Raw genomic sequence first — 15,789 nt, 5'->3', positions numbered from 1 at the left:
AAAGGAATTTAAGAAAATATATAGAATATATAAATTAATGAGAGGTAGGAGAGGAATATGCAATTTATAGATGTATACATACAAAAATGCTTGGAAAATAAAAGTTATTATAGGAAAACTTCTATAAAAGCTGGATTTATATTGAGTTCTGTGATTTTTTTAATGAATATTTTTTCAAATCAAAATATTACGGCATCAATAATAGTTCTTTTTATAATGTGGGGAATTTTTACTTGGGCTTGGTTTATATTTGTTAAGCAGTTAGAAAAGATTGCTAAAAAACAAGATGAAAGATTAGCAGCTGAAAAATCACTAAAGCAAAAAGCAAAAAGAGATCAAGTTAGAATGAATATTAAAAAGAAGAAAAAATCAAAATAAAAAGATGAGGAAATCCTCATCTTTTATTAAATTCTTTTAAAAATAGAAGTGCACCATTCATTAGTGTTTAATTCAGATTCAACTTTAAAGCCATTTTCTAAAATAAAATCTTTAATTTTTTCATAACTCCAAGTAACTAAACCTGATACAAGAAGATATCCATTAATAGATAAATGATTTTTTATAAAATCCATAAACATAGTAGTCTCTTCACCACCAATATTTATATATATCCAATCATATTTAATATCATCTATTAAATTTTCGCTTAAAGCATCACCAATTTTAATTTTTATATTAGAAAGATTATTTAAGCTAGAATTTAATGTGACTTCATCTGTTACATCTCTTATATCTAGTGATACTACTTCATCAGCATTTTTAATAGCAGTTGCTATTGAAAGTATACCAGAACCTGTACCTATATCTAAAACTTTTTTCCCAGTAAAATCTTTTGATAATATATAATTTAATATATCTGAAGTTGTTTCGTGTAATCCTGTTCCAAAGGCTCCTTGTGAAATAAAGTTTATTACATTTTTATCTTCAAATTCACTTGAATCAGAAGGATCACATAAAACCCAATTATTTTTCAATTCTATAGGTGGCATTTTAAAGCTTTCATAATTATAATTAATTTCTTCCATATTAATAGGGGGTTTTCCTAATATAGAAGAAACTTTTTCTTTAAAATCATCTAAATCTTTAGGATCACCATTAAAAGCTACTTTTAGTATTATAGTCACATTTTCTTTTTCTAAATATCCATATCCAAATTCGTCAGTTGTTATTTCTAATGGATTTTCATAAAAAGCATCAAATATATCATTTATTTGAAGCAATTCTATTTTTTCATCTATGTTATTAGAAGAAAATTCGTATGATAAAATAAACATATATAAATATCCTTTCTTGTATATCATTTTATAAAGATAATAGAATTACCTTTATAAAAGCTATATTATTATAAAAAACTTTTAAAGTAAAGATAGACGTTGTATAATTTTAGATGAAAAAGAAGAATACAGAAGAAAAGGAGAAAAAATGGATAGATTTAAAATAAAAATTATATTAGTAATACTTTTTATTTTAGGTAGTATTGCTAGGTTTATACCACATATGCCATTTTGGCTTAATTATCCTGGTGTATTAGTTATGCCAGTAGTTATATTTTTAGTAGTTGATGGTTATTATCATACTACATCTTTAGAAAAATATATAAAAAGATTAATGATGGGTGGGGAAATATTATTAATAGGAAATTTTATTATTTCTCTTGCATTAATGAAGGGACCAGAAGGAAGATTAAATTATAATAATTTAAGTTCTAAATCATACGCTTATATAATAGGACTAATTATAATTGCTTTAATATTTTTAATTTTAAATTTTAAAGATAAGTGCTTAAATGATGGAATGGTAATGATTTTTATTTTTGTATTAAGTGTAGGAACTAATGTAGTCTTAAGAGAAGTTAATTTTCAAATATCTATTTTAGGAAATAATATGTTTTTAGTATTAGCAGGAATACTCGTATTATTAAAGGCATTAGATGGATCTAAAAATGGTACTGATAAGAGAAGTGTAATAAAAGTCCTTATAGTTTTCGCAATTTGTATTTTTACAGAAACATCAATAATAGGACCTGCATTTGCTTTTATAATTTATGAATTTAGAAACAATAAAAGAATGATTATAACAGGACTTTTTGTATTGAGTGGATTACTTGTTCCAGGGTTTACAGTAAAAGCATTATTAGCTGCTCCGCAATGGATGATGTTTTTTGGAATAATATTTATACTTCTATATAATGAAAAAGAAGGATTAAAAATAAAGAAACCTTTCTATTTTATATATCCATTATGTTTATGGATTCCATTTATAATTGGAGCTTTAATTAGTTAACGTAACTTTTAATTAATAATAATATGATTAAGATATGGTAAAATAAAAATACAGCAGATTTAGGAAGGGGATATATATGAAGAAAATAGTTGTTTTAGATGCAAAAACTATTGGAGAGTTTGATGTTAATCTTTTAAAAGAGTTTGGAGAAGTTGTAATCTATCAAACTACTTCAAAAGATGAAACGATAGAAAGAGTAAAAAATGCTAATATAATTTTGACAAACAAAGTTGTTATTAGTAAGGAAGTTATAGATGAAGCTAAAAATTTAGAACTTATTTGTGAAATGGCAACAGGTTTTAATAATATTGATATAGCTTATGCAAAAGAAAAAGGAATTGCAGTTACTAATGTAGCAGGATATTCAACTCCAACTGTTGTACAACATACATTTGCAACTTTATTTGCATTAAATAATCAAATAGCTTATTATGATAATTTTGTAAAATCAGGAGAGTATTCAAAGTCAGGATTATTTACAAATTTAGATAGACCATTTATTGATATTCAAAACAAGAAATGGGGAATCATAGGGCTTGGAACAATTGGACGTGAAGTTGCTAAAGTATGTGATGCATTTGGAGCAGAAGTAACGTATTTCTCAGCTTCAGGAAGAAATAATAGTGATAAATATAAAAGAGTAGATTTAGATACTATATTAAAAGAAAGTGATATTATTTCTATTCACGCACCTTTAAATGAAAAAACAGAAGGTTTAATAAATTATGAAAATCTTTCTAAAATGAAAAAAAGTGCAATACTTATAAATATGGGAAGAGGACCTATAGTTGTTGAAGAAGATTTAGTAAAAGCTATAGATGAAGATTTAATAGCTGGTGCTGCTTTAGATGTATTTAAAGTAGAACCAATGCCTATAGATAGTCCTTTATTAAAAGTTAAAAATAAAGAAAAATTAATTTTAACTCCTCATATTGCTTGGGCTAGTGTAGAAGCAAGAGAAAGACTGTTTAATGGTATTATAGAAAATATAAAAGCTTTCTATAATGGAGAAAAGAGAAATAGAGTTGAATTATAAAAAAATAACAAGGTATTTTATACCTTGTTATTTTTATAAATTTACTATTGCAAAATTTATAAAATAAGAATAAATTAAAATATATTGCTAATATACTTATTAAAAAGTATTTTAATAAATATATTTTTATATAATAAATTATAAATATAAGAAGGGGAATAAGATTTGAAATCAGGGGAAAATTGTAATATAAGATTTGCAGAAAAAGAAGATGTAGATGAACTCAGTAAAATGCTTTACGAAACAGAAAAAAATCCAACAAAAGAATGGGGAAATGGAGATTATAATAATCATATAAAAGTTTTGAGAAGGTTAATGCTTGAAAAAGGTAATAGATTTTCTTATACCAATTTCAAAGTACTTAAGAAAAACAATCAATTAATAGGTTTCTTTTTGGCTTTTGAAGGAAGAAAATTAAAGTTTAAAACCATGAAATCAGATATAAAATTATATAAAATGCAAAAATCAATAAAAGATAAAATTATTTTTATATTTGAAATGGTTAAATATTTATTTTCAAGTGAATGTTTATTTAATGAATATTACTTATCTAATATATATGTAAAAGAAGAGTATAGAGGACTTGGTTATAGTCATATATTATTAGAAGCAGTTTTAAATGATGCTGTAGAAAATAGATATCATAAAATTTCCCTCAGAGCAAATAATGAAAAATTGGTTAGTTTTTATAAATCGTTTGGATATAAATTAAAAAATGAAAAAGAACTAAAAATGATATATAAAATATAAGAAAAAAATGCACATTTATAATGTGCATTTTTTATTTCTAATTTTCAATCATATTGCATAGTATGAATAGTAAAGCATTATTTGTAAAGGGGGAATGTGATTGAAAAAACTAGGAGAAAAAGATAAAAAAGAAAATGTAGATAAGGTTAAAATAGAAACAAATGAAAAAACTTCTCAAAATGAAGAAGGAAATATAGATAAGAAGAAAAAAATAATTATTTTAGGAACTATAATAGGAATCATTTTAGTAATATATTTAGGAGGAAGCCTATATTTTAAAGATAAATTTCATATTGGATTTTTAATTAATAATATAGATGTTTCAGCAAATACTACGTTAGAAGCAAAAGATAAAATAGAGAATAGTTTAAAAAATTATGAGTTAACTATTGAAGGAAAAGATAAAATTGAGAAGATAAACGCTAGTGATATAGATTTAAATTTTAATGGAGAAGAAAAATTAAATGACATTTTAAAATCACAAAATCCTTTTTCATGGATAATAAATCTATTTGATCCATCAGCAGAGATTTTAAATAATTCAATTACATATGATAAAAATAAATTGTCTAATAAAATAGATAAATTTGTATTCTTTAAAAAAGAAAATGTAATTGAGCCTAAAAATGCTTCTTTTAAATATGAAGATGGAAGTTTTGTCATAATTGAAGAGGAACAAGGAAGTAAAGTTGACAAAAAACTTTTAATAAAAGCTATAGAAGAAGGAATTGAAAGTGGAGAAAGAACTATAAATTTAGAAGAAAAAGGTGTATATATTAAACCTAAATATGGAAAAGATTCAGAGGAAGTATTAAGGACAAAAGAAGAATTAAATAATATGTTAAATACTAATTTAAATTATAGTTTTGGAGGAAAAAATTTAACTTTAGATAAGAATGAAATAAATGATTGGTTTTCAGTAGATAAAGATATGAATATAAATATAAATAAGAAAAAAGTAGCTAATTATGCATATAAAATAGCTCTCCAATATAATACTAAAGGAAAAATTAGAAGCTTTAAAACTTCTACAGGAAAAATAGTTAATGTATCTGGAGGAAATTATGGATATTCAGTTGATCAAGCTGAAGAAGTAAAAAAAATAATTTCTTCAATTAAAAAAGGTGAAAACATTACTAGAGAGCCTGTATTTTCAGAAAAAGGAAATATATACAATGGAAATGATATTGGAAATTCATATGTAGAAATAAGCTTAGGTGGACAGCATATTTGGTTTTATAAAAATGGAAAATTGCTAGTAGATAGTGATATTGTAACAGGAAATAAGTCAAGAGGTTGGGCAACTCCAGCTGGGGTTTATAAGCTTACTTATAAACAAAAAAAAGCAGTTTTAACTGGTGAGAATTATAGAACACCAGTAGATTTCTGGATGCCTTTTAATGGTGGAATAGGACTACATGATGCAACATGGAGAAGTCAATTTGGAGGAAATATATATGTTTCAAATGGATCTCATGGATGTGTAAATCTTCCTTATAAAGTTGCTGAAATAATATTTAATAATATTGATGGAAGCATGCCAATAGTTTGTTATTAAAAAGCTAAAAAGAAATTAAAAAGAATTTTATTAAAAATAAAACTCCTAAAAGAGACAAGCTTTTTTAGGAGTTTATTTTATATGTATTTTTTTATTTCTTCTATAACACCATTTTCAGTATTCTTTTTAGCAATAAATCTACCATACTTTTTCATTTCATCAGAAGCATTTTCCATGACAAAACTATAATAAGCATTCTTAAGCATTCCTACATCATTAAAGAAATCACCAAAAGCCATAGTTTCTTCAAAAGCTATATCATGTTTTTCTCTGAATAATTTAAGAGCATTTCCTTTATCTATTCCTTTATTAGTAAAGTCAACCCAAACCTCACCTGAAATTACAACACTCAGATTTTTATCAAATTTTTCTTTAAATATAGGAAAAGAATTATATTTTGCTTTACCTAAATCTAAAATTGATATTTTAAATATTATATCATCTATTTCTGAGTAATCTTTAATTACATTTTTCTTTATATAATATTTATTTATTTCATTTAAAGCTTCCTTAGAACAAGGTTTGTGATAAGCTCTTTTTAATCCACAAAGAATAACAGTTATATTATCAATTTTTTCACAAGCTTTTAAAACTTCTTTTATAACTTTCTCTTCCATTTTTTCATAAGAAGTAATTTTTCCATTTTCAACTACCATTGCTCCGTTATCTGCAATATAAGTAATATCATCACTAACAGGGTCAAAGTTTTGATACAATGTATAATAAGGTCTTCCACTAGCAGCAATAAATTTAATTCCTTTATTTTTTAGTTCATAAAAAGTTTCTATGAAATCTTTAGGTAAATTTCCTTCTCCATCTAAAAGTGTTCCATCCATATCAGTTGCAATAAGTTTTATCATAAAATATCATCCTTTCTTTTACAAGAATATATTAACATAATAAAGGAGTTTTTAGTAATAATTCAAAAAAATAAAAAAATATTTATTGATATATAAAGTTATTTATAGTATATTATGGATAAAAATAATAATAAAAGGCTATGAAAAGAAGTAGTAAAAGAAAAGATATCTTAAAGAGAGTAGAGGTATGGTGAAAGCTCTACAGATAATCATCTTTGAACTTGTCTTAGAGCTTGCATATTTATTATGTCGGAAAATTTCCGTTATTTAAATTAAGAAAAGAGTTGGATGGTACCGCGAATTCGCTCCAATAGAGGAGAGATTACGTGGTTTTTTTATATATTTAAGGAGGGGAAAATGAAAAAGAAAATATATATTTTTGATACGACACTTAGAGATGGAGAACAAACACCTGGGGTAAGCTTAAATGCAAAAGAAAAATTAGAAATTGCTAAAAATCTTGAGGTATTAGGGGTTGATATTATTGAAGCTGGATTTCCTGTAACTTCAAAAGGAGATTTTGAAGGAGTAAAATTAATAGCTCAAAATATAAAAAATTCAACTGTAAATGCTTTAGCAAGAGCAAATAAAAAAGATATTAATACAGCATATGAAGCTATAAAAGAAGCTAAAAGAAAAAGAATTCATACTTTTTTAGCTACATCAGATATTCATATGAAGTATAAGCTTAAAATGACAAGAGAAGAAGTTTTAGAAAAAATAAGAGAAATGGTATCTTATGCAAAAACTTTAGTTGATGAGGTTGAATTTTCACCAGAGGATGGTTCAAGAACAGAAAAAGAGTTTTTATATAAAGTACTAGAAACTGCTATAGAAGCAGGAGCAACAGTTTTAAATATTCCTGATACAGTAGGATATTCAACTCCTAATGAATTTGGAAAATTAATAAAAGACATAAAAGAAAATGTAAATGGAATAGAAAATGTTATATTAAGTGTCCATTGTCATAATGATTTAGGATTAGCAGTAGCTAATTCTTTAGCTGCAATTGAAAATGGAGCAGAGCAAATTGAGTGTGCAGTAAATGGACTTGGAGAAAGAGCTGGGAATGCAGCATTAGAAGAAATAATAATGGCTCTTAAAACAAGAAATGATATTTATAAAATTAATTTAGATGTAAATACTGAAAAAATTTATAGATTGTCAAGCTTAGTTTCTCATTTTACAGGAGTAAAAGTACAGCCTAACAAAGCTATAGTTGGGGCAAATGCATTTGCTCATGAATCAGGAATACATCAGCATGGAGTTTTAACAAATAGAGAGACTTATGAAATAATGACTCCAGAATCAGTTGGATTTAAAACAAATAATATGGTACTTGGAAAACATTCAGGAAGGCATGCATTTGAAAATAGAGTAAAAGAGCTTGGATATGATATTTTAAAAGAGGATATACAAGAAGCATTCATTAAATTTAAAGAATTAGCTGATAAGAAAAAAGAAATTTCAGATAAAGATATAGAAGCAATTTTAAATCATGGAAGAATAGAGCTAGAAGAAAAATATAAATTAAAATCTTTTAATGTAAGTACAGGAAATAAAATAACTTCTACAGCTACAGTAAGTTTAGAAATCGATGGACAAGTAAAAGAAGAAGCAGCATGTGGAGATGGACCTGTAAATGCTTTATATAATGCTATTGAGAGATTATTAGGTAGCAATAGAGAAATTAAAGATTATAATATAAGCGCTATAACAAGTGGAGCTGATGCATTAGGAGAGGTTTCAATAAAATTGGAATCTAAAGATAAGACAGTTATAGGAAGAGGAGTAAGTACAGATGTTATAGAGGCGAGTGTACTTGCATATATAAATGCTCTAAATAAAGAATAAAAAACTTGATTTATTAAAATTATTTTATTATAATGTTAACAACTTAATATGTTCGGACGAAGGTAGTGGGAGAGAGAATACATTTAGTATTCCACCGAAGATGGTAATCTTTCAGGTAAAAGGACCGCTACTGGACGAGCCTCTGGAGAGACTCTATTAAGGAGCACCGAAGGAGCAAGATACATTTATTTATTTGTATCCAAACTCTCAGGTAAAAGGACAGGGGATTTATAGCAAATATTTTATTTGTTATATAATCTCCTCCCAAAAATTTATTTTTAGGAGGATTTTTTTTATGAAAGAATTTTTAACAGCGGTGGATAATCTAGTTTGGGGACCACCATTATTAATCATGTTAGTAGGAACAGGAATTTATCTTACATTTAAATTAGGTTTTCTGCAAATAACTAAATTAAAACTTGCATTAAAATTTGTATTTTCAAAAGATGATGAAACAAATGAAAAAGGAGATATATCAAGTTTTGGAGCTCTATGTACTGCACTTTCTGCAACAATTGGAACAGGAAATATAGTAGGAGTTTCAACTGCGATAAAAGCTGGTGGTCCAGGAGCACTTTTTTGGATGTGGATTGCAGCATTTTTCGGTATGGCAACAAAATATGCAGAAGGCTTACTAGCAATAAAATATAGAGAATTTGATAACAATGGAGAAGTTTGTGGTGGACCAATGTATTATATACAAAATGGTCTTAATAATAAATGGCTTGCTAAAATATTTGCACTTTTTGGAGTATTAGTCTCTTTATTTGGAATAGGAACATTTGCACAAGTAAATTCTATTTCAGAAGCAATGAAAACTGGATTTAACATTCCAATAATAATAACAGCTATAATAGTTACAACTCTTGTTGCATTAGTTACATTAGGAGGAATAAAAAGAATTTCTAATGTATCAGAAAAAGTAGTTCCTTTTATGGCAGGATTATATATAGTAGGAGTTATAATAGTAATATTATTTAATTTAGGACAAGTACCAGAAGCTATTAGTTTAATAATAAGAAGTGCTTTTAATCCAGAAGCAGCTCTAGGAGGAGCTTTTGGAGTTACATTTATAATAGCAATGCAAAGAGGCGTAAGTAGAGGTGTTTTTTCAAATGAGTCGGGGCTTGGAAGTGCACCTATAGCAGCTGCTGCTGCAAAAACAAAAGAGCCAGCTAAACAAGGACTTATATCTATGACAGGAACATTTTTTGATACAATTATAATTTGTTCAATGACAGGAATAGTAATTGTTTTAACAGGAATGTATACATCACATTTAGATGGAGCTTCACTTACAACAGCAGCATTTGAGATTGGCTTTCCAATAGCTATAATAGGTAAGTATATAGTTAATATAGGACTAGTATTTTTCGCATTTACAACTATCTTAGGATGGAATTATTATGGAGAAAAATGTATAGGATATATTGCTGGAGAAAGAGCAGTTAAACCTTTTAAAATATTTTATATATTTTTAGTATTCATAGGTTCATTCTTATCTTTAGATATAATATTTATTTCAGCAGATATAGTAAATGGACTTATGGCTATACCAAATCTTATAGCTATTATAGGACTTAGAAAAGTTATTTTTAGTGAAACAAATTTATATTTTAATAGTTTAAAACAAAAAAGCTGTACTTAATTTATGTAAGCACAGTTGTTTAGAGACTTGTCTAAATAGAAAATTTAGATAAGTCTTTATTTATATAGATATCATGTACATTATTTGAAAAAATTAGATCCCAATTTATATTTTTTAATAAATAGTCTCTTCCAAGTGGAATAAGATTGGAATTTCTATATTCTAAATATGGTTCAGAAGATAAATTGTGCCTATATAAAATAGTTTCTAAAGTTAGTTTAGTTATTAATTCTTCACGATAAACTTTTTTGTATTCAGTAAAATTAAAGTTATTTAATAGAGCATGCCCAACATGATATGAAATAGTTGATTCATTTAATAAATATTGGGCATATTTAGAAGGCAATGAATTTTGAACATATTTTGATAGAGCAAGCTTTGCCTTAGATAAATTATTTCTTTTAATCATATCTAAAGAAAACTTTCTAAGTACTAAAGGATTTTTCATAAAATAACCTCTATAATCAGTTGTAAAACATAATAGAATTACAGCACTTGAAAATATTCATATTAATAACTTTAATAGGTAATATTGAAGTTTTTTAATGTGCTATCTAGTGGAACTTCATTTATAGAATAATCCTTTATATTTATAAATCTATTTCCTTTTTTTACATTTTTTAAAAATAATTTTATATCATCTAAATTACCTTGAACAATTACTTCTACACTTCCATTATCTAAATTTTTAGCACTTCCTAGAAGAGAATATTTCAAAGCATTCATTTGACAAAAATATCTAAACCCTACACCTTGTACTTTTCCAGTAAAATTTATAATATATCTTTTCAATATAATCACCTCATAATTTTTTTTTATTATTATAACATAAAAGTTGCATGAAAACAGTTACAGAATTATAATATATAATATAATGAAAAAAAAGTAATAGGAGAAAAAATATGGAAAAAAGTCTAGTTTTAATTAAGCCAGATGGGGTAGAAAAAAAGGTAATAGGGAAGATAATAAGCCTTTATGAAGAGAACGGATTAAATATTTCAAATTTAAAATTGATGAAAGCAGATAGAAGTATTGCTGAAGAACATTATTCTGAACATAAGGACAAGCCTTTCTTTGAAAATTTAGTAAATTTTATAACTAGAAGTCCACTTTGCGCAATGATTTTAGAAGGAGAAGAGGCAATAAAAATAGTAAGAGAATTAAATGGTTCAACAAATCCTTTAGAAGCTAAAGAAGGAACTATAAGAAATCTTTATGGAAATAGTATAAGAGAAAATTGTGTTCATAGTTCTGATTCTAATGAAAGTGCTGAGAGAGAAATAAATATTTGGTTTAAATAAGAAAAATCCAAGGATTATATCCTTGGATTTTTTTATGATTTTAATTTTATCCATTCTTCATCATAAAGATCAAGTGTTTTTTGATTTAAATCAGTATATATTTGACAATTTTTTAGTTCAGCCTCTGAAGGATATTCTTTCTTTATATCTTCAGGAAGCATTTCATAAGTTTCAGGAATAGGTGTTTGATATCCTATATATTCAACATTTATAAGAGCATTTTCTGGATTACATAAAAAGTTTATAAACATTTCAGCTTCTTTTTTGTGTTTAGCCCCTTTAGGTATACATAAAGCATCAAACCATTCATTAGAACCTTCTTTTGGGATAACATATTTTATATCTGGATCTTCACTCATCATGTAAGCTGCATCTCCAGACCAAACAGGAGCTATAGTAGCTTCTCCGGATAAAAGAGCATCTTTAACTTCATCAACAAAATATGCTAATACAAGTGGTTTTTGCTTACGTAAAAGTTCACCAGCTTCTTTTATTTGTTCAGGGTTAGTTGAATTCATTGAATATCCTAAAGTTTTTAAAGCAATAGCCATAGAATCACGCATAGAATCAAACATAACTATTTGATCTTTATATTTAGGATTCCAAAGATCTTTCCAACTAGTTATAGGACCTTTAATATATTTAGAATTATAAGCAATTCCTATAGTACCCCACATATATGGAACAGAGTATTCATCAGTAGGATCATAAGATAAATGTTTAAATTGTTTTCCTATATATTTATAATTAGGAATATTATTAAAATCTATTTTTTCTAAAAGTCCTTGTTTAATCATTTTTTCTACCATATAGTCAGATGGAACAACTATATCATAATCACTAGATCCACTTTTTACTTTAGCATACATAGTTTCATTTGTATCATAAGTATTATAATTAACTTTAATTCCTGTTTCTTTTTCAAATTTAGTTATAAGAGAAGGATCAATATAATCTCCCCAGTTATAAACATTTAATACTTTGCCATCAGTTTTATTATCTTCTTTATTTTTTATATAACCTACAAAAAGACCAATACAGATTAAAGAGATAATACATATAGCACTAATAACCTTTAATTTTTTCATTTGAATCACCTCTAGAGTTAGTCTTTTTATTTACTATTAATAAAAGAGTAAGTACAGTAACAAACATTAAAGTTGAAAGAGCATTAATTTGAGGATTAATACCTTTTCTAGCCATTGAATAAATTTCAATAGAAAGATTTGTTACTCCAGGACCAGTAGTAAAGAATGATATAACAAAATCATCAATTGACATAGTAAATGCCATTAAAAGTCCTGCAACTATACCAGGCTTAATTTGTGGAATTATAACCTTTCTAAGGGCATAAAAATGAGTTGCACCTAAGTCCATAGCAGCCTCTATTGTATTATCAGGAAGCTGACTTAATTTTGGAAGAACACAAAGTATAACATAAGGAATATCAAAAACTATATGAGCTATAAGCATTGTATTAAAACCAAAATTAAATTTTAAAAATATAAAAAGACTCATAAGAGCAATCCCAGTAACAATATCAGGATTTAATATTGGTAGGTTATTTACATTAAGAAGAAGAGATTTTCTTTTTCCTCTCATATAATAAATACCAATTGCTGAAATAGTTCCAATTATAGTTGCTATTATAGAAGCAACTACAGCAATTAAGACTGTATAATAAAGTGCTTCTAAAAGAGTATCGTTTTGAAATAAAGATTTATACCAATCTAATGTAAATCCTGTCCATTTTGCCATACTTTTAGATTCATTGAAAGAGAAAACTATAAGTGTAACAATAGGAGCATATAAAAATATAAAAATTATAGCGAGATAAAATTTCTTGAAAAAATCTACAAATTTGTTTACCACAGTTTTCCTCCTCCTTTTACGCTATCTCCACTGAATTTTGCCATAAATGCCATAGAGATAAGAATTAAAATCATTAATATAATTGCAATTGATGAACCAAAATTCCAGTTGTTTATAGAAGTGAATTGTTGTTCAATAACATTACCTATAAGCATAGTTTTTCCACCACCTAAAAGTTTAGAAATAACGAAAGTAGAAACTGCTGGCATAAATACCATAGTTATACCTGAAACTACTCCAGGAATACTTAAAGGAAAAATAATTTTAGTAAACACTTCTTTATCATTTGCACCTAAATCTTTAGCAGCATTTATTAAATCATTATCTATTTTAGATAATACTGTATAAATAGGAAGTATCATAAAAGGTAGGAAGTTATAAACCATACCTAAAAGAATAGTTCCGTTTCTATATAAAAATTGTATTGGTTCAATTCCGAAAAGACCTAAAAAGTTATTAACAACTCCATATTTACCTAGTATAGGAATCCAAGCATATGTTCTTAATAAAAAGTTCATCCACATAGGAAGAATGAAAAGCATAATGTAAAGATTTCTTCTTTTTATATTCATTTTAGAAATTATATATGCAATTGGAAATCCAATAATAAGACATATAATAGTTGATATTACTGCTAAAAATAATGATTTTAAAAATATAGCAATATATTGTTCCTGAAACATTCTCGTAAAGTTTTGAAGAGAGAATTGATATCCATTAGGAGTAGAAACAGTTACACTAAAAAATAAAATTATAAGCAGTGGAACTACAATAAATAAAGCACTCCATATAGCATAAGGAGTGGCTATAAGACTAAATTTATTTTTGCTTTTACTCATAGCTTATCTTACCTTTCTCATTACATGAATATCTTCAGGATTTAACATAAGTCCAATAGTTGAACCTATAGGAGCAGATTTTGTATTATGTATAATCCATTTATAATCAGAATCTTCTAATTTAACTTCTATTTCATAATGAACTCCTTTAAATATAACTGATAAAACAGTTCCTTTTAAAACATTATCAGAAGGAGAAACCATTTGAATATCTTCTGGTCTTATAACTACATCAACTTGTTCATTTTTATCAAAATCTTTATCAAGAGTTTCAAAAACTCTTCCACAGAATTCTGTTTTAAAATCATCTAGCATAATACCATCTACAATGTTACTTTCTCCAATGAAATCAGCTACAAAAGCATTAGCAGGTTCATTATATATATCTTGAGGTGTACCCATTTGTTGAATTACACCTTTATTCATAACAACAATAGTATCTGACATTGTTAAAGCTTCTTCTTGATCATGAGTTACAAATATAAATGTAATTCCAAGTCTTTGTTGTATTTTTTTTAGTTCGATTTGCATTTCTTTTCTAAGTTTTAAATCAAGAGCACCTAAAGGTTCATCTAAAAGTAAAACTTCAGGTTCATTAACAAGTGCACGAGCAATAGCGACTCTTTGTTGTTGTCCACCACTAAGAGATTCTATACGTCTTTTTTCAAAACCTGATAAAGCAACAAGTTTAAGCATTTCAGTTACTTTTTCTTTTATTTGTTCTTTAGGAACATTTTTAATTTTTAATCCAAAAGCAATATTTTCAAAAACATTCATATGTGGGAAAAGTGCGTATTTTTGGAAAACTGTATTAACAGGTCTTTTATGAGGTGGAATTGTTGATAAATCTTTATTTCCAAACATAACAGACCCACTATCTGGATTTTCAAATCCAGCAATTATTTTTAAAGTAGTTGTTTTACCACATCCACTTGGTCCTAAAAGAGTTAAAAATTCATTTTTCTTTATATTAAGATTTAAATTATCTAATACTACATTATCTTCATATTTTTTGTTAATACCTTTAATTTCTAAAATGTTATCACTCATGAAAACACCTCTTTCTAATAATACTTATTAAAATGATGGGGGAGTAACCACCCAAACTACTTTAGCTAAAGTTTTACCTTCATTAGAGATCCAATGGTTCAACTTAGGCTTAAAATAAAATGTCTCACCTTTTTTCACTTTATAGCTAGTATCACCAAGATGGAGAATTATAGTACCATTTAAAACAAGTCCAAATTCTTCACCTTCGTGAGGTTCTTCTTCTATGTATCTTCCACCTGGATATATAGTTAGCATTATTGGCTCCATGTCATTTTTTTGAGCATTAGGAACTAACCATTTTAAATTATATTTAAGATTATCATCTTCTGTTTCAAACATATCTTCATGTGAATATGTAACTTTTTCTTTTGTTTTTTCACTAAAGAATTCATTTAAATTTGTACCTAAAATTTCTAATATATCTACAAGAGTGGCAATTGAAGGAGAAGTAAGGTCGTTTTCAACTTGAGATATAAATCCTTTTGAAAGTTCACATCTATTAGCAAGTTCTTCTTGTGTTAAACCTTTCGCTACCCTAAGACTTCTTATTTTTTCTCCAATATCCAAAATAACACCAGCTTTCTTTTAAATAATTTGTTTAATAATTATAAAATTTAAGTTTTACTAAACATAAAGTTTATGATTACTAAACAAACAAAATTTATTATAAATTTTTTATGTTAAAAAATCAATATATTTATTTAAAAAAAATTAAAATAAATCGAAAAAAGTTATTAG

The 15,789-nt window shown here is 26.2% G+C and carries 17 protein-coding genes, 2 riboswitches and 1 other annotated feature; of the genes, 8 read left to right on the top strand and 9 right to left on the bottom strand.

Annotation, left to right across the window (positions count from 1 at the left end):
- Nucleotides 1–57: 57 nt before the first annotated feature.
- Nucleotides 58–378: a hypothetical protein gene (locus CLTHE_RS15155; protein WP_080024133.1), complete on the top strand. Its 321-nt coding sequence runs from the start codon at nucleotides 58–60 to the stop codon at nucleotides 376–378.
- A gap of 26 nt (nucleotides 379–404) precedes the next feature.
- Here CLTHE_RS15155 and CLTHE_RS15150 read toward each other — a convergent pair whose 3' ends face one another.
- On the bottom strand, nucleotides 405–1,274 hold the full coding sequence (locus CLTHE_RS15150; RefSeq protein ID WP_080024132.1) for a 50S ribosomal protein L11 methyltransferase: 870 nt from the start codon (nucleotides 1,272–1,274) through the stop codon (nucleotides 405–407).
- A gap of 148 nt (nucleotides 1,275–1,422) precedes the next feature.
- Here CLTHE_RS15150 and CLTHE_RS15145 point away from each other — a divergent pair, with 148 nt between their 5' ends.
- The 4 genes from CLTHE_RS15145 (at nucleotide 1,423) to CLTHE_RS15130 (ending at nucleotide 5,627) form a co-directional block, all read left to right on the top strand.
- A complete protein-coding gene (locus tag CLTHE_RS15145) occupies nucleotides 1,423–2,283 on the top strand; it encodes a hypothetical protein (RefSeq protein ID WP_080024131.1) in 861 nt (286 codons plus the stop codon).
- A gap of 76 nt (nucleotides 2,284–2,359) precedes the next feature.
- On the top strand, nucleotides 2,360–3,319 hold the full coding sequence (locus tag CLTHE_RS15140; protein ID WP_080024130.1) for a D-2-hydroxyacid dehydrogenase: 960 nt from the start codon (nucleotides 2,360–2,362) through the stop codon (nucleotides 3,317–3,319).
- A gap of 165 nt (nucleotides 3,320–3,484) precedes the next feature.
- The gene (locus CLTHE_RS15135; protein WP_080024129.1) at nucleotides 3,485–4,069 is read left to right on the top strand and encodes a GNAT family N-acetyltransferase; all 585 of its coding nucleotides are present in this window, start codon (nucleotides 3,485–3,487) and stop codon (nucleotides 4,067–4,069) included.
- 100 nt (nucleotides 4,070–4,169) lie between these two features.
- Entirely contained in the window at nucleotides 4,170–5,627 is a 1,458-nt protein-coding gene (locus CLTHE_RS15130; protein WP_080024128.1) for a L,D-transpeptidase family protein, read from the top strand.
- A gap of 77 nt (nucleotides 5,628–5,704) precedes the next feature.
- On the opposite strand, the gene CLTHE_RS15125 is transcribed toward CLTHE_RS15130, so the two are convergent.
- A complete protein-coding gene (locus CLTHE_RS15125) occupies nucleotides 5,705–6,487 on the bottom strand; it encodes a Cof-type HAD-IIB family hydrolase (RefSeq protein ID WP_080024127.1) in 783 nt (260 codons plus the stop codon).
- A gap of 131 nt (nucleotides 6,488–6,618) precedes the next feature.
- Nucleotides 6,619–6,800, top strand: a binding site (T-box leader).
- A gap of 44 nt (nucleotides 6,801–6,844) precedes the next feature.
- Between CLTHE_RS15125 and CLTHE_RS15120 the strand changes: the two genes are divergently transcribed.
- A complete protein-coding gene (locus CLTHE_RS15120; RefSeq protein WP_080024126.1) occupies nucleotides 6,845–8,341 on the top strand; it encodes a 2-isopropylmalate synthase in 1,497 nt (498 codons plus the stop codon).
- 56 nt (nucleotides 8,342–8,397) lie between these two features.
- Nucleotides 8,398–8,478: riboswitch (glycine riboswitch) on the top strand.
- Between the two features lie 2 nt (nucleotides 8,479–8,480).
- A riboswitch (glycine riboswitch) is annotated at nucleotides 8,481–8,567 on the top strand.
- A gap of 69 nt (nucleotides 8,568–8,636) precedes the next feature.
- Nucleotides 8,637–9,989, top strand: coding sequence for an alanine/glycine:cation symporter family protein (locus tag CLTHE_RS15115; protein WP_080024125.1), 1,353 nt, complete (start codon nucleotides 8,637–8,639; stop codon nucleotides 9,987–9,989).
- A 31-nt stretch (nucleotides 9,990–10,020) separates the two neighbouring features.
- Here CLTHE_RS15115 and CLTHE_RS15110 read toward each other — a convergent pair whose 3' ends face one another.
- Nucleotides 10,021–10,437, bottom strand: coding sequence for a hypothetical protein (locus CLTHE_RS15110; protein WP_080024124.1), 417 nt, complete (start codon nucleotides 10,435–10,437; stop codon nucleotides 10,021–10,023).
- A gap of 71 nt (nucleotides 10,438–10,508) precedes the next feature.
- Nucleotides 10,509–10,790, bottom strand: a complete 282-nt coding sequence (locus CLTHE_RS15105) for an acylphosphatase (RefSeq protein ID WP_242945661.1) — start codon at nucleotides 10,788–10,790, stop codon at nucleotides 10,509–10,511.
- A 101-nt stretch (nucleotides 10,791–10,891) separates the two neighbouring features.
- On the opposite strand from CLTHE_RS15105, the gene ndk reads away from it, so the two are divergent.
- On the top strand, nucleotides 10,892–11,290 hold the full coding sequence (gene ndk / locus CLTHE_RS15100) for a nucleoside-diphosphate kinase (RefSeq protein WP_080024122.1): 399 nt from the start codon (nucleotides 10,892–10,894) through the stop codon (nucleotides 11,288–11,290).
- Between the two features lie 32 nt (nucleotides 11,291–11,322).
- Here ndk and CLTHE_RS15095 read toward each other — a convergent pair whose 3' ends face one another.
- From CLTHE_RS15095 to CLTHE_RS15075, 5 genes are read right to left on the bottom strand one after another with little or no spacing between them, the layout of a single operon-like run.
- Nucleotides 11,323–12,378, bottom strand: coding sequence for an ABC transporter substrate-binding protein (locus CLTHE_RS15095; protein WP_080024121.1), 1,056 nt, complete (start codon nucleotides 12,376–12,378; stop codon nucleotides 11,323–11,325).
- Nucleotides 12,356–13,162 (bottom strand): ABC transporter permease, encoded by an 807-nt coding sequence (locus CLTHE_RS15090; protein ID WP_080024120.1) that lies wholly within the window; start codon nucleotides 13,160–13,162, stop codon nucleotides 12,356–12,358. The genes CLTHE_RS15095 and CLTHE_RS15090 overlap by 23 nt, the downstream gene beginning before the upstream one ends.
- Nucleotides 13,156–14,001: an ABC transporter permease gene (locus tag CLTHE_RS15085; RefSeq protein WP_080024119.1), complete on the bottom strand. Its 846-nt coding sequence runs from the start codon at nucleotides 13,999–14,001 to the stop codon at nucleotides 13,156–13,158. Before CLTHE_RS15085 ends, CLTHE_RS15090 begins: the two co-directional genes overlap by 7 nt.
- A gap of 3 nt (nucleotides 14,002–14,004) precedes the next feature.
- Nucleotides 14,005–15,051, bottom strand: a complete 1,047-nt coding sequence (gene potA / locus CLTHE_RS15080; protein WP_080024118.1) for a spermidine/putrescine ABC transporter ATP-binding protein — start codon at nucleotides 15,049–15,051, stop codon at nucleotides 14,005–14,007.
- A gap of 27 nt (nucleotides 15,052–15,078) precedes the next feature.
- Complete coding sequence (locus CLTHE_RS15075; RefSeq protein ID WP_080024117.1) at nucleotides 15,079–15,618, bottom strand: helix-turn-helix domain-containing protein; 540 nt, start codon at nucleotides 15,616–15,618, stop codon at nucleotides 15,079–15,081.
- Nucleotides 15,619–15,789 lie beyond the last annotated feature (171 nt).

Origin of the sequence: Clostridium thermobutyricum DSM 4928 (assembly GCF_002050515.1) — a bacterium.
In the GTDB taxonomy this organism is placed as follows: Bacteria; Bacillota; Clostridia; order Clostridiales; family Clostridiaceae; genus Clostridium; species Clostridium thermobutyricum.
Note: the sequence above shows the minus strand (reverse complement) of the source record. Positions and strands in the feature narration are given on the sequence as shown.